The 25,338-nt window shown below is 67.3% G+C and carries 1 protein-coding gene (only partly in view); it reads right to left on the minus strand.

What is annotated here, in order from left to right; all coding sequences use genetic code 11:
- Nucleotides 1–25,338: the final stretch of a M3 family metallopeptidase gene (locus OG804_RS08290; RefSeq protein WP_328395556.1), read on the minus strand. 97,080 nt of this gene lie beyond the right edge of the window; the window shows 25,338 of its 122,418 coding nt (coding positions 97,081–122,418); its start codon lies off the right edge, out of view — the gene reads right to left on this strand; its stop codon occupies nt 1–3.

The following is a 25,338-nucleotide window of genomic DNA, read 5'->3' on the forward strand; positions in this document are numbered from 1 at the left end:
TCACCTGCCGGCGTGATCACCGGGCACTGCCATCTCGTCGCCGTCCGGCCCGCCCGACCGCGGATCGTCCAGAGCCCGCTCCGCTCCGGACGCCGCCCCGTCCGCACCGTCGCCGCCCGGCCTGGTGCGACGGTTCCCCGGCCGCCCGACGACACCCATCGGTTGTTCGAAATTCTTCCATTTCGGGGACAGTTGGTCGGCCAGCAGCGCGAACCGCGGATCGGTGGAGCCGTCCTCGAGGATCCAGGAGCGGATCTGCCGGAGGAGAGGATAGAGATCGCCGTCGCCACCGGAACGCGCGTAATGAGCCGTACCGAGAAGAATTGCGGTTCTCACCGCTTGGACCACCCACTCGTTCTGGAAACGGGCGTCCCGCACGATCGGTAGGTACCGGCGTGCCGCCCACTGGTCCTTATCCGTTTCGAACCCGTCGTCCGTAATGGCCCATACCGATCGACCGGGTCCTTGGCCGAGGCACTCCAGCACAATCAGGGCTTGATTCGACAACATGGTCAGCCGCATATCGCCGGCCGGGACGAATCCGACCGGGCCGCCCTGCCAGTCCGTGGCCGGCAGCTGGAACACAGACCCTGTCTTGGTCTGGGGGTTGGGATCATCGGGAGAAATACCCAGCATCGCGTACTCGCCGCTGAATTCCGTATTTCTGTACACGGCTCTGAGGATCTCCTCGGAGGTGCCGCGGAATCCGTTGTCCACCAAAGTAAAGGCGCTGCCGGGCTGCCCGATGGGTATTCCCATATCGTGCAGATATTTCGTGTACCTGCGCAATGATCCCGAAACGAATTTCAGCTGCTGCTCGCTCAGCTCACGGCGGAGCGAAGGCCCCAGCGGAAGGTGGGTCCCGGACTGCGCCTCGTAGTCCTGAGCTATCAGTTCGATGAGCTTACGGGACAACTTGAATTCTCGGCAGTTCCGGGCGAAGAAGACAGGATCGCGGCCGCGTACCGCTGCTGCCATGACATGCCCGTCCCGCGCCGCGAACCCCGCCATCCAGTCGAGGTTTTCGGCCGCACGGCGATGAAGACGCGGCAGCATCTCGTCGGCGACCCATGCGAAGAAAGGGCCGTAGAGAGAGCGGCCGACGTGGTAGGCATCGAGAACAAGTTGCCGCTCGGACGCATCGAGAACGAATGTGCGGCAAAGCTCGTCGATATCGTTGAAGGCGTCCTCGACAGGCACCTCCGGGAAGTCGGCGAGAAACTGTTCACGCGAATTCGGGGTACGGCGTACACCGTCGAACGGCAGTCCCGCGGCAGAACCGATCCCGTTATTCCCCGACGCGGACCGCTCGAGCAGGAGTAGACGTTGTTCCAGCACGTTGTACTCGTCCGCACGCTCGACCAGAGTTTCGAAGTCGAACCGCCCGGCGGCAGCGGCCAGGTGTCGGAGTGTGCCGAGTCCCGTCATTTCCGCGAGGTGCTCGAGATCGTCCAGCGGAGTGGTGGGATGGTCGAACGACACGTACATCGTCGACACTTTCGATCGGGACGCGCCGAGGAGTGCGCGCAACTCGTCACGAAGTTCGGTGGACGCACGGCGCCACGCGGGCTCCGCATCGGGTGTCGTCGCGTCGAAGGCGGCATCGTGGCGAATCGCGCGAGCGATCCAGCCCGGTACCTCCGTCGGCCGATAACCACGGGGCAGTGCGGTCTCCCAACCACGTATACGCAGCGAGGCCACCTCGTCCTGCACGAACTCCAACACGTTCCGGAGTCGGCGTGGAGTCAGCAGATCCGGGTCCAGCCTGAGCAGTTCGGCCAGTTCGGCGCGGCCGGTGGCCGCTTCGCGGCGCAGCCGCCACAACCGCGTCGAACCCGGACCCAGCAGTGCCGGGTCGATGGCTGTGGTGCCGATATCACCCGATTCCTCCGATACCCGAGTACTGAGCAGGACGGTGTCGCCCAGGAAAAGCGTCCGCAGGTTGATAGCGGGGCGCCCGCCCTGACCAGGAGCCGCGGCCGCCGGATCACCGGGCCGGACCAGCTTGCTCGGATACGGCTCGGCACGCCCGAATCGAGCGCTGTTCACCCGGTTGGTCTCGTCGTCGAGCAGCAAACGCGCCCGCCGCAGTTTCTCCTGAAGCGCTTCGATCTCCGCACTCGAAGCGGCGACGTGTGACGCGTCGGCCGGTAGGGCTGCGGGTGCGGCGCCGGGCGGCGGCTCCACGAGGCCCGCGCCCGCTTGTGTCGTCGCCGTGTTCTGCGGGTCCGATACCGCGGGCGCCAGCAACTGTTCCGGCCACGAAACGTCATCCGGGCCTACAGTGCGTTCGCGTACCGTGGCGCCGCTCCCGCCGGGACCCACCCGGCGCAATTCGACACGGGCCGTCGAGGTGTGCGGATCGAACGAGAGCAACCGCACTTCGTGTGGCTCGGCCAGCGCGCGGGCCAGCCCGTCGGCCACCGCCAGCCCTTGCCACAGGCGCCAGCTGTACAGCAGGTGCCGGCGTTCCGCCGCGGTGAGCTCTGTGCCCGGCGGTTTCGTGCTCAACGAATGCACGAGCAGTTTCACCCGCTGACGGTTCGCCGCGGTCGTAGCCTCCGGCGCCACGCTCACGGCGCATACCTGATCCGGATACGACCTGATCAGTGCCGCCTGCTCGACGGCACTGAGCCGTGCCCACCATGCCGCGCGGTGCCCGGTCGAGGGAAGATCGTCGCCGACCGCGGCCAGCTGGTCGATCGTCGCGCCCGGCCCCAGCTTCTCCAGCGCTCGCGTCACCAGTTCGTCGTCGGCCGCCCGCGGCAGCTCGATCCCGTCGAACCAGGTGGTGATATCGAGACCGTTCGCCTCCAGAAATGGCCCTGCGTCGGGCTCTGGACCGACCAGTTCCCGGATGGCCGCACCGAGGTTCGCCTCTTCGTGCACGAAGACGTGACGGCGCAGCCAATCACCGACCTCTCGGGTGAGCCCGCCCTGTTCGTCGATCATCTGCTGGACGCGGGCGGCGACGTTCCTGGAGATCACTTCGGTCAGAAGATAGGACCAGTACCGACCGGCATAGGATCCGAAACCACCCGCGTGAGCGAATATGTGGCCGAACCATTGGGATGTGAAAATGCCCATGACTTCCGGAAGGTCGATACCGACCGCGGCCCGTGCGGATTTCTCGAAGTCGCGGACCGCCTCGGGAAGGTTCTCGCCACCGGGAATGCGGCCGGCCGGCAGAGTCGCCCACGCCTTGTCCAGATGAGCGGATGTCAGGCGTTCGACCGTCAGAATACCGCGGTGTGCCTTTGTCCACTCGTCCAACATGTCGATCGTCTTCCGCGGCATCGACGCCCCGGTTCGGTGATGGACAGCGTAGTTGGCGACCACATCCGGATGTGACCGGAACATCTCGAGTATCTGGGCCGCGAACTCGCCCCAACTGAACGGCATCCGGCGCGCGGTCCGCTCGTTCACGCCCTCGCCGAGTAGCACGTTCAGGCCGTGTGCGAACTCGTGGAACACAGTGCGAACTTCATCCCAACTGATCAGGTCCGGGTCCCCGTCGGCCGGTTTCTGATGGTTCATCAAACTGATCACCACAGGGCGCTGACCGGTCCGGGCGAACTTGGCGCGGATGAGATCGGTCCATGCGCCGCCGTTCTTCGATTCGCGCGAGTAGGGGTCGAAGAAGAAGTATCCGATCGATTCGTTCTCGGCGTCGAAGACCTCGAACGCCCGGACATCCGGGTGGTAAACGGGTAGGTCGTCGCGTTCCGTGAACTTCAGCCCGAACAGTTTGTCCGCGACGAAGAAGACACCGTTCTCCAGCACTCGATCCAGCTGAAAATATTCGCGGATCTCATTGGTATCGATCCCGAACTTTTGCTCGCTCAGAGTGTTGATCGCGAACACGGTGTCGTAGGCTTCGAGGCGCTCGAGACCGATTGCCGCGGCGCCCTCCACCTCTTCGATCCGAGCCTTGGCAACGGCAGCCGGAATGAGCTTTCCGAGCAGATTCTCCACCAGGGTCACCGAGTCGAACGCTTCTACTTCCGTCGCGAACGCCATGTGATGGTCGCGCCCCAGTATCTCCGCGCGCCGCGCCATCAACTCGGCCTGGCGGACCAGATTCCGGCTGGTGTCGAAATCGCCGCCTACGCACCGAGTGACCGATGTGTCGAACAGCCGCTGACGTACCGCACGGTTGCGCAGCGAAGCCATCGCGGGATGGTAGAAGCCGCTCAAGCCCGGGTCGGGCTTCAGCAGGAAACCGCCGCGGTCCCCGGCGGCGGCCTTCGCCGCGGCGATCTGCCCAGCGGTCAGACCGTCCAGATCGGCGGCATCGGCCACCCAGACGCCGACGGCATTGGAGGCCGCCACCTGATTCGCTTTGAACTCGATCTGCAGTTTCGACAGCTCGCGGTTGATATCGGCGAGTGCGGCCCTGTCGCTCTCCAGCAGACTCATCCCGGACCGGACGTAATCCAGATGCAGCCGTTCCAGATACCAACGCGTTCTCGGATCCAATTCGAGGTCGCCGCGCCGGTCGTACAGGGCGGCGATGCGGCGGAACAGGCGCTCGTCGGTCAGCACCGCGCTGCGATGCTCGGCCAGCAGCTCTACGACGGTCGGCTCGACCTCACGGAGACCGGGAGTCCGATCCGCGGTGGACAGGATCGACATCACCTCGATCAGGGCGGACAGCAGTGCGCCCGACGCGGCCAGTGCGTGCACCGTGTTCTCGATGGTCGCCGGTTCCGGGTTGGTGGCGATTTCCGCCAATTCGGCATTGTGCAGTTCGATCCCGGTCCTGGCGGCGAGCAGAAGGTCGGCGGCCGAGATCCGGTCGAGCAGCGGCAGCGGCGCGTTCTCGGCGCCCGCGACAGGCAACACCCCGAACAGGGCGTGGATGCGTGATTCGGCCGTATTCTCGTCGGTCACGAGTTCGGGCCGGCCGAGCATCTCTTCGCCGTTGGTGTCGTACCGCTCACCGTCGGGACCGTAGGACAGTCCGTCCGCTTCGGCAGGATCGAACGCCGGTCCGCCCGGCTGCTGACCGAAGGTCCCGTCCAGCGGCAGGGGCGGCAGCGTCGGGTCTCCCGCCTCCGTCGAGATCCGGCCGCCGGCCACGACCACCGCCCACACCCCGGTCGGTCCGGTATGCGTGCGGTCCCACTCCTCGAACCCCACCTCCTCGTCGGTATCGCTGTCCAGGACCACCACCTCACCGCCCCGGTTCACCAGAACCACCGCGTGGCCCATCCCCGTGCCGGCGTACTCCTCGAACAGCACCGCGGACCCATCCGGACCCGCGTCCAGCACCGCCTGCTCCACCGCGCCACGATCACCGAAACCAGCCGGACGATGCCCGAACAACGCATCCACGATCTGCCGCCCCGACACCCCTCGCGGCCCTAGGGGAAACAGCTTCGACCGATCCACCAGATCAGCACGCTGGTGCAACTCCACCAGCCTCCCGAAAGCCACCGGCACACAATCGGGCGGCGACGCCGTGTTGTGTTGTTCGCCGCCGATCCGGGTCGCCGGCTCGCGGGACGCGTCTCCCCGCCGGATCCGTGATGCGTCCAGGTCGGCGAGGCGCCGGGCCGGCGCCGCGGGGTGGAACCCGGTAACCGCCGGTGAATCTCTCGGACCCTCCTGCCCGGCGAGTCCCGCGGTGTCGGAGTCCGCGTGGTCACCGCGCGGCCCTTCCAATATTGTGAGGCGCTCGACGGCATTGTCGGCTTGCGAAAAGTTCTTGCGATTGCGTGGCAGCCCATGGTCGTCCAGGACCTCGAATTCTCGGCCGAGCTCCGTCCGCAACGGCGCGACGAACTTTCCATTGTATTTTCCTTCTCGGACTATCCTTTCGGAGATCTCACGTTGCACTTCCGCAATCTGCCTGCGCACCTTCGCATAACCTTCTGGGTCATGCCTGCGAGTCACACCGTCGGGAATCGGCTCGGCCAGGTCCAGAACATGAAGGGCGATCCACTCCTCGTCGTACCCGGCACGACGGAAAGCCTCACGGATCGGCTCGGCAATCGGCTTCTTCTGCGCCTCACCCGTCTTCGGGTCTATGGTGACTCGGTCTTCCCAAGGCACCTGAGAGTTGTTGTAGCAGGGTATGAAATAGGCGTTCTCGATGGACATCGAGTATCGCGCTGATTCGTCGAGCGGCCGAAATGTGGAGTCACTGGAGAGATGACTGTCATCGAACGCTGTCGTCGTTTTGACCTCGTTGCGCAGCGGAGCCGCTTCGACGATCATGCCCACCGGCATCACGACGATGGCGCCGAGCGCATCGGGCACTCTGCTTCCATTGTCGAAGTTGGTAGCACCGGGATATCCGAGATAGAGATCGTAGTCTTCGGAACCCTGCCATTCACCTGGCTTGATGAAATGCATTCCTTTGGAACGCGGAGTCATGGTATTGATGTCGTCGCTTGCGCCGGATCTGAGCTCGCCGGACTGGGCGATCGCCCGGATATTGGGCGTGAAGTGGAGATACAGCGTGTCAGCCGGATCTACGTACGCCTCGAAGTCGATCAGCCGTTTGTGGCGCTGCTCCGCCAATTCGCCACGGAAGTCGGTCACCTCGTCGATGCCGAACAGGCCGCGCAGCTCCGCCGTGGCGGCCTCATAGGTTGCGATCTGCCGCATCTCGGGTTCGCCGAATACAAATCCCAGCAGGGATGATTCGGCGAACTCGTACCGGACCGATTCATCCATGGTGGTCAGTGCATCGCGGACGAGCTTGACGATGCTCCACGGTGCGGTGGCGGACTCCATCGCCAGGAGCACGTCCTCCTTGGTGCGGACACCCCGCACCAATTCGGAGAGAAGTGGACGCAGATCGCGCTCCGATGCGTTGTTCCAGCCGGCTACGATCCGCTGCTGCGCGGACGGCATATCACTTCGCAGCTTCTCCAAGCTCTCGATCACGCGTACCGGATCCAGCGCCTTCTTGCCCACGCTGCGGAAGAACCTGTCCTGCAGTTCTTCGACAGGGCGACGAACCTCGAAAGACAAGCTGCGCAGAGCGCTTTCGGCACGGTCGGATTCAAATGTCGAGCGCTGTGCGTCCAGCTCGGCCAGGCGCGCTCGAGCCGCGGCGTGCAGGTCCCTCGCGTAACGGTTCTTCCCCCCGGGGAGCAGGCTCGCGAGCCTGCCACGGGCCAGGAGAGCGAGGTCGGTCAGCGCGCGAACACCGGCCTCGTCGAGGCTCGGGCGATCGGTGACCATGCGCAGCAGCCCGACAGTCCGGTCTTCTTTGCCCTGGTCGGTTTCGAGGAACTCGGCCAGCCGTGCCTCCAAGAGCGTATCGAGGTCGGCCCGGATATCCGTCACGATCCGGGCCGCACCGATAGCCTTCGACTCGCCCAGCAATCCGAGGATCGTGTCCCGCAAGGCGTGCACGTCCGCGATGCACGACTCCACCCGGCCCGCACGCTCCTGAATCGCTTCGTCCAGCGCACGCGCGCCGTCGGGCGAGAGTCCCAGTTCCCGCGCGACGGTAGCCGCCGACAACGTCGCCTCGGCCGACGGGGGTTCCCCTGCTGGTCGCTCACGCGGCTCGGGTTCCCCGAATTTCGCGACGCGGCGCCCTTCCTGGGCGTACGGCTGGTGATCCGCTTCGACACTCTCGCCGCGCGATGGTTCGTCGGCGGGACCCGGCTGCCGTCCGAATACGGCATCGAGCGGCAACCGCGGCAACGTCGGGTCTCCCGCCTCCGCCGAGATCCGGCCATCGGCCACGACCACCGCCCACACCCCGGTCGGTCCGGTATGCGTGCGGTCCCACTCCTCGAACCCCACCTCCTCGTCGGTGTCGCTGTCCAGGACCACCACCTCACCGCCCCGGTTCACCAGAACCACGGCATGACCCATACCGATACCGTCGTACTCCTCGAACAGCACAGCCGACGCCCCCGTGCCACCATCCAGCACCGCCTGCGCCACCGCCCCACGGCTACCGAAACCAGCCGGACGATCCCCGAACAACGCATCGACGATCTGCCGTCCCGACACCCCCTGCGGCCCTAGGGGAAACAGCTTCGACAGATCCACCAGATCAGCACGCTGGTGCAACTCCACCAGCCTCCCGAAAGCCACCGGCACACAGTCATTGCGGTGCCCGGGCTCGCCGTGCAGTACCCGCGACTGCGCGCGCCCACGCGCGCCGGGCAGCCCGGGCTGGTCCTGTGTTTCCGGACCGGCCATGGCGGTCGGCACGGTGTAAGCGGCGTCGCCGTCGGCCGGGGCCGACGGCGGTTCCACCACGGTCCGGGGGTCGCCGGAGTACCGCTGCGACGGGGTGGAACCGCCGGACTGCACATCCCGGGCTCCGGGTGCCGGCCTTTTCGCTCGGTCCTCCAGGACCCGCTGGATCTCGCGGTCGAAGCGTTCCGTCCACTGCGCGTGGGTCTCGCCGCTCACCTGTGATTGTGACTGCTCATCCAGGTCGGCAAGCCGCTGGGACACCCGGTCGAGGTAGTGGTCGAGCAGCTCGTGCGATTCCGCCAGTTCATCGACTCCCAGGAGGAGCATCTGAACGTGCAAGTGCAGCTTGACTACGCCGATGAGCGCCGTGATGCCGGTCCGATCGTCACCACGGGCCAGCGCCCGCTCGTTCAGCTCCGCCAGTTCTCTGCGCCATCCCTGTGGTTTCAGGCGCTGCACGAGACCGAGTTCTTCGACCAGGCGGTCCCCACGCCGTTCGAGCACCTCCAGGACCTCTTCGAGCGGCGCCTCCGTCCGCGAAGACTCACCACCGACCGCGTACTGCTCGAGCAACGTCAAATTTTCCAGAACGGTCTGGTACCAGTCCCGGCGATTCGGTCGCACGAACTCCGGATGCAGTTCCATGATTCGCTCGCGGTCCGCCGCGAGTTCGGCTCGCGGAATGTCGTGCGGAATCGGTTCCAAGTCTTTCGACAGGAACCGGCGGTGGAGTCCGTCGCGCCGCAATCGCCCCCTGAACAGCACACCGTTGTCGATGGGCCGCACATCGTCGCGGAAGAGACCGATTCGCAAGTTCTCGTTCAGATAACGGTCCACTGCTTGGAGCAGGAAGTCTGCCTTACCGAGACGCCGACCGCTCGGGGTATCGAAGTATCGCCACCAGAGATCTTTCTGGCCGAGCGCGTTCGCATCGGTTCCCGGCACATATTCGATCAGGACGACGAGCTCGTCGATATCGTCGGATTCGCCGAATTCGTCCAGCTCGTCGAGCCTCAGCACCTCCGGAGCATCCACGCCGACCGCCCGGAGGACAGCCGATCCCAGTATCTCGGCCTCCCGCTGCTCGACGTTGCGGACCTTCTTCTCGATCACGCGATAACCGTTGTTGTGGGTGACCAGCTCGACCTTCTCGGATCCATTGAGATGGCCCGTAGTCCTCGCCGGCTCGCGTGAGCGCTCACCTGAGGCTCTGGCCTCGGCCAACTTCTCCGCAAAAGACCGCTCGTCGACCAGCTCGTTCATCCACGCCGCGTGTTCATCGTCGACGTAAAAACGAATCCCCGGCTCGAACTCGGTGTGCGCGCCGGACACCAGCGCGACCGTCAATCGTCCCTGGGCATCGATCCGCACACGCCGGTACTCGATCGGCACACCGGCGAGCTCGGCCCAGCTACGCAACCCCGGCGCCACCGCGTCCAGCAGGCTTTCCTGGTTGCGCAGCGGCGACGCGACGACAATACGCGGGGAGTCGCCCCGCACCATTACGACGCCCTCGGCGATCGGCTGTGCCTCTTCGGTGGGGAGCAGTGTGCGGGCGACCAGCACGGCCAGCGCCTCGCGTACGTCGTTCTCGTACACGCGAGCGGTCTCGACGTGTTCGGCGGCGATCCGGAATCTTGCAACCAACTCGGGTATGAACTCCGCGTCGAGCAGTACGCGCGATGTGGTGTCGTCGACGACGAACTGCCGCAGGGCGGCTTCGTACTGCCTCTCGTGGGTGCTCAACACCTCGGTCACCGCACGGCTGATCTCCGCTGGGGTCAGGTTCGCGGTGTCGACGCCGAGTTGAACGGCCGGGCTGAGCGCGGCGACAACCACCTCATCGACATGTTTCGCGGCCGCGGCGATCGCTCGTCGCACGCTGGGCGGCAGCTCTGTGGAAGGTTGTCCGCCCACCTGAGACCCCGGCATCTCGGATGCCCGGGTGGAAGGGCCTTCCGGGGCCTCGCTGTCGCCAACTCGGTCGACGCGCCCCTCGCCCGAGCGCCCCGACGCCCTCCCGGCCGTAAACGGCGAATTCCGCACCGCGTCACCATTGTCGGCCGGCGGCTGTTCCGGCTGTGCGTCGGCGGGGTTCGACGGCGGCCCGTCTTGTGGTGCGGTCTCCTTCGCCACCACAGGATCGAGCGCCAGAGCGGGTATGCCGGCCAGCAGTTGATCCACCCGTTCCAGCACCTTCGGAAGCAGCGGATCCGACGCAACCGGCTGTTGCGGTGCCGTGGGGAATCCGGACTCCACTGCTACGGTCATCACCTCGTCGGCTTCAGCAAGGATGCCGGTGATCTCCTGCCCGCCGACGACCGTGTCCAAGAACTCCTGTCGGTTCATCCCGGCCCGGGTGGCCGCGATCATGGGCTCGCTCAGCTGCTGGGCCAGCTCCTGCAGGCGGCGGCGGCTGTCGTCGGGCAGCGGGAACCGGGATTCGCCCGCCGGGCTGAGCACGAAGGCACGCGGTTTGTCCTGCAAGGGGTCGGCCGGGATCGGCGGGAAGTCGTGCACAAGGATACCGTTTTCGTCGTACACAATGCGATATGAGCCCAGCGAAACGATCAGATATGTGAGACCGTATACACCGAAATCGTCGACTACACAGGTAACTCCTGTGTCCGGCAGATATTTCAATAGATGTTCGTAGTCGTCGAACACTTGCGGGAGGGCGCCCAGCGCGGTTACCAACTCGAAAAATGCGGTACCCGACAGGGCGACACCGCGTTCTATCGGTGTGATCGTCGAATTCCCGGTCAGCGCCGACACGGCCCGGATCGTCACGGGGCCGCAGTAGAATTTGTACAGCTCTATCGAATCGAGTACGCGGGGACCTGGCCCGAACTGGAGCAACCACCTGTCCAACGCCTGATCGGCGCGCTCCACATCCGAGTTCGCCCGGATAAGGGCATCATTCATCTTTTCCGGCTCGGCAAGCGACGGCGGCGTCGGCACCGCGGTTGCCGCCGCCACCCGCGCGGACACGATGTGCTGCACCAGCACCGCCTGCGTTCTGGCTCGGTCGAGCTCTGTGACCTCGGCGATTTTCGCCGTGATCTGCCGATGCCGGGTGAGCACGCGACGCAATTCCCGCACCCGCCCGGCACGCGGCCCATCCTCACCGGAGACCCTGGCCAGAACTTCTTCACTGTCCTCCGGGCGCACCAGCTGCTGCCCGAGTTCGTCGGCGATTCCCCGAGCCCGCCGCCATTCGTCGCCGCGTTCGACATCGAGGGCATACATCTGGAGCTCCTGGTACCTGCGCTCCGGAGGTTCGACCGGCTCCAACGGAAACGGGAGGTTTCCGAACAGTTCGGCCGGATGCAGCAGGACCCCGTCGGCACCAGCGACGATCCCGTACAAGTCCGGGTCCTTCGGGCGATCCCGGAAATTCGGGTCGAATTCCTCGTAGACCCTGTTGGCAGGATCGCTCTCGATAACGATGCCCTCGCAATTGATGAGGGTGTAACGTCGCGGAATCAGGTAGCTCTTGTCCACAACGGTGATCGAAGACCCCGAGGGCAGTGCCTTCAGCAATGCGTCCATGTTTTTGTAACCCGGCAGTCGCACCATTCGACCACGTAGCCGGTCCTGCAAGCGCTCGTCCTGGATTATGTCCTGCAGGCGATGATCCCGATCGAACCGACCGGACCTGTCACCGTCCGGGAGACTGTCCTCGGCTGATTCCACTGCGGCGGGCCCGTACATATTCTTGAAAGTGCGCACCACTGTGTAGGTGTTGAACTCGTCGGGTGCTTCGTGATCGAACAGTTCCGGTTCGGCCAGGTCGACCAGACCCTCATCCAACGCCATCGCGAGCCGATTCAGTTCGGCGTCGGCCATCCGCAGTTTCTCGATGAACTGATCCAGTTCGGCCAGCTCGGCGGACTTCTCCTGCCGCTCCTCGGCGTCCCAATCGCGGATCCCGTCGGCGAGCTGCTGCGCCAGGGTGACCCCCGAGCTCCTGGTTTCGGATTCGGTCCCGATATCGATGCCCAGTGCCCGGAATCTATGGGCCAGCGTGCTCGCCCAGAAGGTACGCGCCAGCACCACCTTGTGCAGATCGGCACTCACCGCGTCCAACCAGGTGTGCGCCTGCTGCAGGTAGTGATAGCGACGCACCGCCTCGATGTGCCCGCGGCGCCGCTTACTCCGGACCTCGGCCGGATCACCCAGCGCGGCGACATGTTCGGCTACAGGACGCGTCGCGTCCAAACGCAACGCCGTCACCGCGTCCCGGAATTTCTCCGCCGCATCGAGCCGCCACTTGTCCGCACCTCGCTGGAGGTCCGCCAACCGCCTCAGGCTCCACCCTCGGCGGGGCCCGATCCCGTACTGGCCGTCTTCATCCGACGGCCAGAGACGGGCAAACGGTGCCGCGAGCTCCCGTTCGTAGGGGGCACCCCGGCCCGGCAACTGCGACAGCTGGTCGTCCAGCCACTCACGCATACGCGAAAACGCCGCCCCCAGATTCTTTACCGGGCCGCGCTGTGCCGGAACCTGTCCCGCCGCCAACTGCTGCAGCGCCATACCGTCTTTACCGAACCCGACCGCATGCAGGTGTTCCACCACAGCACCCACATCGTGACCCCACTGATCCACCGCGGTCCGCCCGACAACGAAACCGTGCTCATCAGCACCGGCATACGCGTTGTCGAACACCACCACCTCACCGCGATACCCCTCCAGATGCGGGAAACGCTCGACCAACCTCTCATTCACCTCGACCACCAACACCGCATGCCCCAACGCGTGGTCGCCCTCCAACGCCAACGCCATCATCCCCACACCACCATCACGATCCCGAACCCGGCCGATCACCTCCGCCAGCCCCAACCGACCCGACCCCAACGCCTCCGGCAACCAATCCCCCGCCAACCCCTGCGCAAACCGGGTGCCGGACATCCCCGCCCGCACCACACCCGGATCCCGCGGCGACACCGGATCCATCAACACCGCCTGCCCCGGCGCCACCCACACCCCCGCCACACCCTGCACCAAAGCCGCGCAATTGTTCTCCCCCGACCGGTTGTCCAGGTAGTCGTACGCCGCCACACCGGGATCGACTTCCGGCAGCTCCACTGCCGCACGCCGCGCCTCGGTCAACTCCCGCAGGGACCGATCGTCAGCCGGCGGTGTCGCGGGCTCCACGCTGCTGAAGATCTCGCCGTCTCCGAGAGTCGGCTGCCGCGGCCCGGGTTCCCGTGGCGATCCGGCGCGCCCGGCCCGCGATGCGGCCGCCCGCTCCTCGGGTGATCCGGCCGACTGCTCATCGACGCCGTCCAGAGGTGTCGGCGACCAGTGGTCGGGCTGGCCCGGCGCCCCCGGCCACCAGACACCGGAGTCGGCATAATCCGCCTGGCCATCTGAACTCGACGTCGCTGCCGCCGGCGGGCCGACCCACTGCCCGTCCGCCCATACTTCGGGCGCGTCGTGCCCAGGCGGGTTCTGCGACGTGTCGCCGGGTCGGTCCGCTGCCCGGGCCGCATCGGGTGCAATCCACACCCCACCCCCCAGCGTCTCCGCCGAGTGGAATTCTTCCAACCCCGGCGCCGGCTCCGGGTATGGGGTTTGCGATGTGTCGCCGGGCTCGTCCGCTGCCTCGGCGGCATCGGGTGCAATCCGCAACCCGCCTCCCAGCGTGTCCTGCGAGGCGAAAGTCTTGTCCAGCGCCTTCGGCGGTCCCGGGAGGTTCGGAACGCCTCCGGAAGGTTCATCCGCGAAATCCTGATCCGATACCTCGAGCAACCCGCCCGCAGCATCGAGTTCGCTGATCCGCAAGTCCACCAGAGTCGCCGGGCGGGCGCTCGCGGCATCCGGCGCACCGAGCCTCGCCGCGAGGTGGCGGACAGCGCGGTCGGCCGCCGAATAGCCCTCGAGAGCCCGGGCGACCTGACGCTCTCGTTCGGCGGCCGCTGTGGCGTTCAGGAACTCCGACGTCGCCTCGAAGTGCTCGATCAGCAACGCGAGCCGTTTCCTGCCCACCCCCTGGAGCGGTCTGGCATCCCGCAGTTCCCTCAGCAACGCGAGCCTTCGTTCCAGCGCGAAGTACCGTTCCCTGGCCTCCCATACGTGCTCGCTCTCCGGATCGACGGCTTCCTCGGCCTGCACCAGCTCGTCGAAGATCATTTCGGACACCTGGCGCAACCGGTCGCGGTCGAGGCCCCGGAGCAGGCCCATATCGCGAGGGCCTATCGGCTCCTCCCGAGCCTCGGATTCCATGAGCGCTCGCGCCTCGAAAGGCTCGACCATGCTGAGGGCCGTTCGAACACGGTTCTCTGCCGCTGACTGCCGGGCCCGTTGGTCCGCGATCGTGGCCTCGTGCGGCAGCTGCCCGTTCGCGGCGGTGGCAGTGCGGACTTCTTCCGCACTCGCCGACCATGCGCCCACCCGGTGTACGAACTCTTCGAGCAACGGGAGGCGTTCCGGCGGGACCGGCGCCAACCCGTCCATCACATCCGACAGCTCGTTCAACAGGCCGATCATGCCGTTCAGTCGGTAATGCCGACCCGCATCCGGCCACAACTGTGTTCCATCCGCATCGATCGCCCGCTCCCGACGCTCCCTCTCGACCCCCATGCGCACCGACCGCACCTGAGCCGCTCGCGGGGAATCGATCGGTGCGGTCTCGTAGTAGGCGAGCCCAGAGTCGGAATCGGGTGCGTTGGCGGGCGATGGCGGCTCGGTCGTACCCGCCGTGGAGCCCGACCGGTCGGCCGACTCTTCCGCTGCCGACGGCATTTCGGTGGCCGCATCGTCCGGTGTCGATGTCTCGGCCGGAGAATGGAGCCGCCACGTGTCCGCGCCCCGCTGCGTCTCCACCGACCGGCGAAGATACTGCGCCCGGCCGGACCTGATCCCGTACTCACCGTCCGCATGCCACGGCCAACGATGCGCAAAAGGCGCCGCGCGCGGCCGTTCGCCGGAGCCACCGCGGCCCGGCAACTGCGGCAAGTGGCCGTCCAGCCACTCACGCATCCGCGGCAGCGCAGCCCCCAGATTCTTTACCGGGCCGCGCTGTGCCGGAACCTGTCCCGCCGCCAACTGCTGCAGCGCCATACCGTCTTTACCGAACCCGACCCCATGCAAATGCTCCACCACAGCACCCACATCGTGACCCCACTGATCCACCGCAGTCCGCCCGACAACGAAACCGTGCTCATCAGCACCGGCATACGCGTTGTCGAACACCACCACCTCACCGCGATACCCCTCCAGATGCGGGAAACGCTCGACCAACCTCTCATTCACCTCGACCACCAACACCGCATGCCCCAACGCGTGGTCGCCCTCCAACGCCAACGCCATCATCCCCACACCACCATCACGATCCCGAACCCGGCCGATCACCTCCGCCAGCCCCAACCGACCCGACCCCAACGCCTCCGGCAACCAATCCCCCGCCAACCCCTGCGCAAACCGGGTGCCGGACATCCCCGCCCGCACCACACCCGGATCCCGCGGCGACACCGGATCCATCAACACCGCCTGCCCCGGCGCCACCCACACCCCCGCCACACCCTGCACCAAAGCCGCGCAATTGTTCCCCTCCGACCGGTTGTCGAAGTAATCGAGAACCGCGTCATCCGCCGCCGCGCCGTCGGCGACCCCGGCACCGCGCCTACCCTGGCCCTCGCCCGGCGCCGACGGCGGTGCGGGCGGCTGCTCGAGCGGACCGCCGCGTACCTCGCCGGCCGTCGTATCCCGGCCGCCGCGTGGCGAGGCCGATCGACCGTCGAGTTCGCTGCTCTCGGCGACTTCCGGCGTTCCCTCCACCGGCGACGAGACTTCACCGGAATCCGGTTCCTGTGAAGAAAGTTCCTCCGATCTCGACGATTCGTCCGCCGGCTTCGACGGGCTCGGCGCGGTATACGGGGCATCGCCGTCGACCTGGGTCGCAGCGGCCCGGGTGACAAGGGCCCGGGTGAGCACGTCCACGGCCCGGTGAATCTCGTCGTCCAGGCGGGTCTGCTCCTCCTCGAGGTACTGGAACCGATCGAACCGGTCCATCAGCAAGACGAGTTCGCGGTACTCGGTGACCAGGTCGGCCGTCGTCGGCTGGGCTTGCATCCGGTCCAGCGCCTCGGCTCTCGCCTGCGCCGGGTCACCGCCGATCAGGAATCGAAGGCTTTCCCGCGCCACGCTCAGCAGCGTGCGCAGCCGGGCTTTCGTGTCCGCGCCCAATGGCGGCTCGGTGACCACCGCGTCGTATCTGAACATGACCTCGATCAACGCGTCCGACGGCTCTTCGGACCACGGCGACAAGTTGTCGAATTCGGTGCGCGACACCAGCAGCTCTCCGGCGAGGCCATCGACCTGCTGCAGTTGCGCGACCATCCACTGGAAGAACTCGCCGTGACCGGCGGGATCGTCCCCGGCCCGGTCATGGGCGTCGTGCAGCGCGTCTTCCAGCTTTTCGATCTGCTCGGCCCGGTCCCCGCGCCGGCGGATCTGTTCGACCGATTCGAGCACGACACGCACAGCGGACACGAAGCGTTCGGTTTCGGCCAGTGCGGCGGGCTTGTCCTCGGGGCCCATCTCGCGCAGGTCGGCCAGTACCTGACGCAGCGTCGCGTCGTTCTCCAACTCCACGGCCGTACGTGGCGGGTCGAGCAGTCCGGCCAGTTCCGTGCGCGCGGCGACGAACCGGTCGAACCATTCGGTCCAGGTGTCCGATCCGGGGCGGAGCAGCTCCCCGACATCCACCCGCTCGTCTCGTGCCCAGTCCTCGATTCCGCGGCGGAGCAGACGACTGCGCTGCTCGTCTTCCACGAGCAACCACACCAGGCTCAACCCGAGGTCGGCGGCGGTGCGCTGGATGCCGGTGTCGATCCCGGTGTCTTCCAGGGCCACGGCGGCGGTCACCATCGCGTGCGCCCGGGAGACGAGCGCGGCCGCGGCGGGGTCGCCGTTGTCGTGCAGCCGCAGGTCCATCGCCCTCGCTTCGCGAGGCCGTGTCACTACCAGATCCCATTCCGCTGGGAGAGAGTCCGATATGGCGACCTGCACCTGCCATTCCCTGGCCAGGCTTTCGATATCGCGGACCAGCCGCCACGGGTCGGTGCCCTGCCACACCACCGTCAGTACCCGGCTGTACTCGTCGCTCGCTTTCTGGCGGTCGGCGACGATGTTCTGCAACTCCGCGTCCAAGGCTGCCGGGTCCGGCTCACCGGCCAGCACGTGCACCCGGATCTGCCGGGCGGGGCCGCCGTCCAGGCCCCCGACCGCCACCACCGGGGTGCCTGCGCCGTCCTCGTATGCCACGTCGAGCGCGCGGACCTCGACGGTCGCTTTGCCCGGCAGCCGCGCGGCGGCGCGTGCCGCGCGGTTCAGCGCGGTCACCGTGGCTTCCAGATGCTCGATCCGGTCTCGCTGTCGCGGCGACGGTTCGGCGACGGCCCGCAATTCGGCGAGTTCCGTGCGCAGCAACTGCACGGCCGCCTCGTGGCGCCACTGCGGAGGGACCGCGTCGGCCGCGCCGAGTCGTCCCGGCATGACCGCGGCCAACGCCGGCCCACCCACGAAGGTCAGCCCACTCCACCAGTCCACGACGTCGGTGACCGGCATACCCGGCCGATAGCCCTGCCACGCCGCCTCCGCGAGGGGGCGCTGCTCATCGACGTCCAAGTCGGCGGTCACCGAGCGGAGCACATCGTGGCTCGGCTGGGCATCCACCGTGTCGACCTCGCCGGACAACTGTTCCTGTGCCAGCGCGGCCAGGATCAGGTCGCCGCCGTGACCGTTGCCTTTACCACGCAGCGTGATCAGCGCACGCTGCCCGGACGATTCGCGTCGAGCCGCGTTCAACGCGCGGATCTGGTGGGCCAGCCGCGCGCCGGCCGCCCGATCCCGGGCCTCGAGGTCATCGGCCCAGTCGCCCTCCGGGTGTGTGGTGTCGTCGTAGCGCACCACCGCCATCACCGCGACCGTCCGGGGTGGATCCTCGCTCTGCGCGCTACGCAGTTCGTCGTCGTACATATCAGCGGCCTCGACCATGAGCGAGCTGATCCCGTACTCGCCGCGCGCGGTGTCGGTCGCGAACCAGATGACCCGGTCCGCGGTCTCGGGGTCGCCGTAGGCGACGGTCATGCTCGCCTGCCCGATGCCGTCCCCTTCCGCATCCGGCTCGTGCTCGTAGGAGCGCACCGATACCGACGCCGACGGCTGCATCCTGGTGAGGTAGGCGTCGGTCTCAGCCGTCTCCTCGCGCACCAGCTCCAACCAGCGCAGCCGGGCCCGGTCGGCGCGGGGCAGGGATGCCGGTTCCCCGCGCTCGGCGAACTCGGCCAACTCCTGCCGCAGCCGCTCCGCCGGGCGGTCACGGTTCACGATCGAACCGCGCGGTCCGAGAGCGGGGACGGTCCCGTCGGCCGATCCACCGAGCGGCGCACCAGCACCCGGCTCGGCGGCAGTCGGGTCGCTACCCGGGTCACCTTCCCATCGCACCGCGGCGACCGCGACTATTACTCTGTCTTCCCCCACGCTCCATCCGCCCGACACCACCTCTACCGGAGCACCGACGAAAGCGGCCCCGCCGACGCTCAGGGTCGCCCGGAAGGTGCCGGTGGCGAGGTTGAGGGTCACATGGATGTTCCGGGCCCGGACTTCCTCGAGGACCAACCCGTCCAAGGCTTCACCGACGGAGTCCTTGACGGCCAGGAGCAGCGGCTCCAGCTGGACCCCGTCGTGAGCCAGATCCGGGCCACCGACCTCCTGCAGCCAGATCCATTCCTCGGCGTCGACGAAACCTCGCGGTTCCGTGGCGCTCCGCTCGATGGACATGGGTTCGTTCATTCCCACACCGATGCCGAGCCCCCGGTAATCCTGACTGTTGGCTACCACCGCCGCCGCGTAGGCGTCCGGCGACCACACCGGGGTGATGGCTCCGACCACGCCATCCGGCCACTGCGGCAGCCCGGAGTTCGGGCGGCGGGCGCCCTGGAATCCGGGTGCGTCAGAGGCGGGGATACCCAGCCGTTCCAGGACGAGACGGCCGGCCGTGAAACCCGGGTCCCCGTCTCCGGCGGCCGCGGTGAGCTCGCCTCCGTCGAGTTCGTAGCCGATCGCTCCCGGCGGCAGCAGTTGATCGATCAGAGACCGGGCCCGGTCGGGCAGCGTCGGGAGGGCATCGGGAAGCGGCTGCGATTGCTCGCTTTCCGACGTCGAGGACCCTGGTTCGCCGACGGTATCGGCGTCCGCCGCGTCCGGGCGGGCCGGCCATGAAGCGATCACATGCGTGTCCAGGTCGTCGAATGCCGCGGCGAGTTCCCTCGCGGACGATTCCCAGTCCTTGTCCGAGACTACGGCCGTGTAGGCGCCGTCTTGCTCGGTGAGGGTCCAGGTGAACCTGCCGGACGCGCCGCTCAACAGATTCAGCGTCACCGACACCGCCGCGCGGCCAGGAGTCGACTCGACTCCGTCGACGTCCACCCAGAAGCCGTCGCCGACGCTGCAGAACAGCCTTCGAGCAGCGGACAAGGGGTCCGCGGTGAAGAATTCACCGGCCGTCGGCTCCAGCCCGTCGATCCACGGACGCCACACCTCGCCGTCCAGGGTGCCGCGAATGTACTCGACACTCGAGGTGTCCACATGGTGCGCATCGAGCCATTTCCGCAGCTGGGCTCCGAACTTCAACTGCTCGGCCAGGTCCGCCGGGCCGTCCAGGAATGTCCCACTACTGAAATTGACCCCCTTCAGTTCGCCGTCGACGATCTTCCAGTAGCCGAACGCGATCGGCCCGGCACCCGGATCCGCATACGTGCTGTACAGCACCGCGTGCGGCGAGCCCACCCGTTGGAAATCCTCGAAGAAATCCCCGTAATTCCCGGTTCGAATATCCGTCGGGCCGGCGCCGATCAGGAAGAACTCTTCATTGTTGGTGTTGTACAGCTCACCGTCCTCCCCGTAGAACAACCCGTCCGCGCCGATGGTCGGCTTCTTGACGCCGACACCCGTGACCAGGTCGGGCCGGTAGAACGCGGTGCTGATCGGCGGCGCTACTTCATATTCCGCGGGAGCCGGTCCGGTCCGGTCCGGGTCCGGCTTCGCGCCGGCATTGGTGTCCTCGAAATCGGTGCCTGCCACGGCCGCCGACTCTTCGCCGTCGGCGAGCGGGCGGGCCGCGGTGCCGTCGGCGTTGAAAACGAAACCGAAGATCCCGACCACATTGTCCGGGCGGGCCCAGTCGTCGTAGTCGGTCACCTGACCGTCGTCGTTGACCACGACCCGGTCACCGTCGAGTTCGAAGGAAACCGCGTGGCCGCCGACGGTTTTGCGCCCGAAGCCGTCGAAGACCAGCACCGCGACCACCGCGCCGCCGTTGGCGCGCAGATGCGCGCGGATGGCGTCGGTCGAATCGAAGCCGCCCGGGTGCCAGTCCGCGCGCAGCAGTTTCGCCGCCTCGCGGGCCGACACACCATCGGGGCCCGCGACGAAACCGGCCAGTCCCGGCGGGATCGGCGCGCCCACCGAGTTCAGCGCTGACCGGCCCGCCACCGGCAGGCAGTTGCCCGGCGGGATCCTGCGCTCGACATCGGGTACCAGGAAGTCGGTCGAACCCAGCGATATGCCTTCGTCGTTCACCGATTCCGAGGTCTGCCCGGCAAGTTCGGCGAGACCGGCGTCCACGTAGCGGTCCTGCTGGGCGAGCGTCGCGGCCAGTTCCGCACGGCGAGTGGCTTTCTCGGCCAGATCGCCGTAGTCGATCACCTGCTGCGCCGCCGCGCGCAGCGCCTCGTCCTGGGGCGCGAGCATGTTCAGGAGCTCGGGCACCCGGCGCAGCGGCAGCCTGCCCTCGATCAGTTCGCCGCGCAGCGAATCCGATTCCCGGACCAGCTGTTCCAGTGCCGCGCGGGATTTCTCCCGCGCGCGGCGCAGCACGGTCGGGCGGGTCGCATCGCCATCGGTCGCCGCCCCGAGTTGGGCGGCCAGACGGGCGAACTCGGCGTCGACCGCCGCCTGCAGACCGGCGACCTCACGGCGCCGCGCCAGCACGGTCTCGAGTCGATGGGCCTGGGCCGCCAGGTCGTGTCCGTGCAGATTCGCGTCGTCGTAGTCCATCGCGGCACCGACCAACTCGCGCAGGCTCAGATACCGCTGCGCGGTCTCGAGCTCATCGGTCGCCTCCGGCCGGCTCCGGCGCAATCGCTCGCGCACGGTCTCCGCTGTCACCGTGGCGGCGTGCCACCCCGGCAACCGCTCCACGTCGGCCTCAGCGGCCCGCAGCAGTGGCCGCAGCGCGGTCGACGCATGGTCGGGTCGCGCCGGGATGTGGGTGTCGGCGAAGCGAGCCCGATGAGCGTCGTATGCCGTGGTGTAGCGGGTCCGCGCGACGGTGCGCAGTGCCGCCGCCTGCGCCATTTCCGCTTCGGCGGCGTCGAACCGGCGCAGCTGGTCGTCCGCGGCGATGAACGCGTCGAGTGCGGGCAGCACCGTGTCGATGTTCTGTAGCTGCCGCACCCATTCGGGCCACGCGGCCCGGAACTCCCCGGGCAACGCTTCCAGCGAGATCGATTCCAGGGGGATCGCCGCGATCTGGTCCGTTGTCAGCTGTTCCCACGACGCCACGTCACGGAGTGACGCGGTGAGCATGGTCCACCAATGTTTCCGCGCGGACTGGAGCCGGGCATGTTCGGCACGTAGATCGGCCAGGTCGACCGATACACCGACATCCGCAGTGAGATCGGCGAATTCGTCCCGGGCCGTGCCCCGCGCCACCAGCGCTTCGGCCCGGACGCGCGAGAATTCGTTCCCTACCCTGACGCCCTCGGCATCCCGCACGGCACCGGCTCGATCGAGCGCGAGCTCGACCAGTTCGGTGTGCAACTGGCCGCGCAGTCGCGTCAGCTGCTCGGCACGCTCGGCACTCGCCGCGAGGTCGAACGGCTCCCCGATCGGTCGCCGGAAGTTCGCCAACTGCCGGACCTGTCCGGCCACCACGTCGGTTCGAGCAGCCTGTGCGGTCAGCCGGCGAATATCGTCGACGGACCCCACACCCTGCTCGAACCGCGCCCGAGCGCCGCGCAGTGCCGCGGCGAGGGCGCCGATGTCCTCGGCACGCTCCTGCAGATCGCGCACCTCCCCGACCCGCTGCACGATCTCGTGTACCCGCTCGAACTTCTGCTCCGCCTCGTCGTGGGTCCCCTGCCGGTCCATGAACGCCGCCGCGACGTCCTCGGCGTTCACGAGCTCCTCCGGGGAGATGCCGAACCACGCGGCCAGCGCGGCGCGCGCCTCGGACAGCTCGGTGAACCAGAAATGCCAGGTCGGCGAGCCGGGAACCAGGAGGTCCGCGATGAGATCCGCCGCGGGTACCGTCTCGTCCAGCCCGTAGTGGCCGCGGTACAACTCGATGTCTTCCGCGAGGTCGCGACGCAGCAGGTGCGCCACGGCGCGCAGGTCGCCGTACAGGGCACTCAGCTGGGGCGGCAGCTCGAAGACCTCGGTGGCCGCCCGGGTTCCGGACTCGTGCTCGCTCGCGGAGTCGCTGGCACCGACGGGTCCGGTCGCCGTGCCGGGTGCGGTGAGTGTGGCATTCCAGGTGGGCACCAGATGCTTCATCAGCAGCGTATACAGCACCTGGTGCCCAGCGGTGGTTCTCGCTCGACGCATGACGTCGGCGACCGACTCCGCAAGGGCCAGTTTCTCGTCCAGGTGCAGGAAGGGGTGACGACGCTCCCTGCCTACGCGAGCTATGCGCAGCAGGCTGTGCTCGGTGAACTGTTCGGCCAGCCACGACGAGAAGGGCTGCTGATAGTCCGGGTCCCCGGTCACTCTGCCGTACTGCCACCGTGCGAGCAGTGCGGGGAACACCTCGTCGACCACAGCTTGGCCGGCAGTGGCGACCATGACCGACGAGAACTGATATATGGCCTCCTGGAAAGTGTCACCCACGGTGTATCGGAATCGGTCGAACCGGACCTTGGGCCGGTTGGCGGTGAGATAGGTGTGGTTGAGGAATATCTCGTGCCCGTCACTCGTAGCCATCGTCGAGTTGTCCATCGGTCGGCCACCTACTGCACGAATCTCGACCTCGGGGAAGATCTCACACATCCAGTTGAGCCCGCGGAGGAAGTCGCGGATGTCCGGCCGATGAATGCCCGGGTCGTACAATCCCTCCACCGGGATGCGACGTACCTCCTGGAACTCTTCGACCAGGTCCCCAATGTTGAGATTTCTGCCCCACCACATAACCCAGTCGTTCGGGTCGCCCTTCGGCACCGCGGGACGCATGAGATCCAGCATTTCCGGAGCGATGCGGATTTGCGCGAAAAGCAGCCGGGACAGCGTCCGCGCCGCGTCCGAGGCGTTGTCCCAGCCCTTGACCTCCACCTCGGCGACCGCCGCGCGCGCGGCGCGTTCGATATCGAAACGCCTGGACAGACCGCCGAACCGTTCGAAGGGATTCCGGCCGCGGGACGAGACGACGGACTCGCCGAGCTGTTCGCCCACCCACGCTTCGAACGCCGCTTCGTCCGCGACACCGAGTTCGGGCCGAGCGCCCAGGAAATGCGCGAAGAGATACTGGAAGCCGCGTTCGCGCACGATGCCGACTCCCGAGTCCACCAGAACCGCGCCGATCGCACCGACAACCGCCGCGAAGACGACCCCGCCGACGACCTCGGTCCCTTCCCCGACGAACTTCGGATCGACCGTGATGGACTCGATGAGAATTCGGCCGTTGTCGTCGGCATGAGCCGCGACGCCGACCCCTCGGGCGTCTTTGCCGACCGAGATCGTGGCGCCGTTCTGTACGGCGAACTGCCGGTGGCCGGCGAGCATGTGGTGCAGGCCGCGAGCCACATTCCGGGACGCCTCCGGATCGTCGATCCCGGTCATCTCGACCTGCCAGGTCCGCCGCAACCATTCGGTGACTTCGACCGTCGTGCCGCTGCGCAACACCTCCTCGTCCGGCCAGTCCCGGGTATCGTCCAGCACATCCGCGAGGGCCTCGGCTCGGGCGTCGAGCTCGAGACTCGGCGCGGCCCGGTCGATGTCGTACTCGAACCACACGGTCTTGCCCTCTTGGTGCAGTTCGACACCCCAGCGGGCCGCGGTGTCGTCCACCATGGCCAAGCGGCTCGAACGCACGCGGTCCGGCACCGGAAGCTGATGGTTGTTGTCGGTGACCGCGACCCGCAGGACGCCCTGATCCGATATCGACGCCCGCACCCACACCTCCCCGTCCGAGTGCCGATGGGCGTTGTCGACCAACGCGTGCAACGACAGCTCCGGGAACAGGGTCTGACTCCGTCCCGCGCCCGCGAGCGCGACCAACGCTCGCCGGACCTCGGCGATCAGCTGCCGCTGGTCCCGGCCGATCCGCACGCCGTCCCTCAGATCGACCGGTCCGCGCCCACCGGCGGCGTCGTTCTCGGTGGTGACCGTCCAGTTCGGCCTGCGCCGGGGTTCCTCGTCCGAGCGGAACAGTTTGAAGCCGACTTCGCGGCCGGGCGGCGTCCGGTGCATGGCGAAACTCCACCGCGCGGCCGCTCGATCCAATTCGGCGACCCATTGATCTTGCGGCCCCGGCGAATCCCGTACCGACGCCTCGCGGCCGTCGGCGGTGACGGTGCACAGCAGTGCGGCGTACTCCTGCGATATCGCCACCCGCGCAGTACCGCTGTACCGGAACGCGTCGTCCAGCAGCGCGGAGATCAATCGGACGGCCTGGGGTGCGCGGGAGTTCTGCGGCCAGCTTCCCGGCAGGAGACTCTCGACATCCCACCGACCCAGTTCCCACTCCTCGCGGGTGATGGTCGTCTGGGTGACACCGTCGTCCACCGGCCCTGACCCGCCGGGGTCGATGGGAGCACCGCTGTCCCCGTCACCGGGCGACGGCTCGTCCGGCCGGGCGCCGACCCACTCCGGAACACTCACCTCCGAATCGACCCGTACCCCGGCTCCCGGCTCCAGGCCGTCCTCCGGCCGACCGTGTTCGTCGAGCACGATGCCCGCGATGCCCACCACGCCCGCCGGTGGCTTCCATTGCGCGAACGTGACGTCGCGTTCCTCGTCACCGATCCCCTCGTGTACCCGCACCACGCCCGTCTCCGGGTCCTTGTAGACCACGAACAGATGGCCACCCCGGTTCCCACCGAAATTAACGGCGCCGAACACCGTCCGGCCATTTTCGGCCAGCTCCGCCATCTGCGCGAC

Source organism: Nocardia sp. NBC_00416, assembly GCF_036032445.1.
Taxonomy (GTDB): Bacteria; Actinomycetota; Actinomycetes; order Mycobacteriales; family Mycobacteriaceae; genus Nocardia.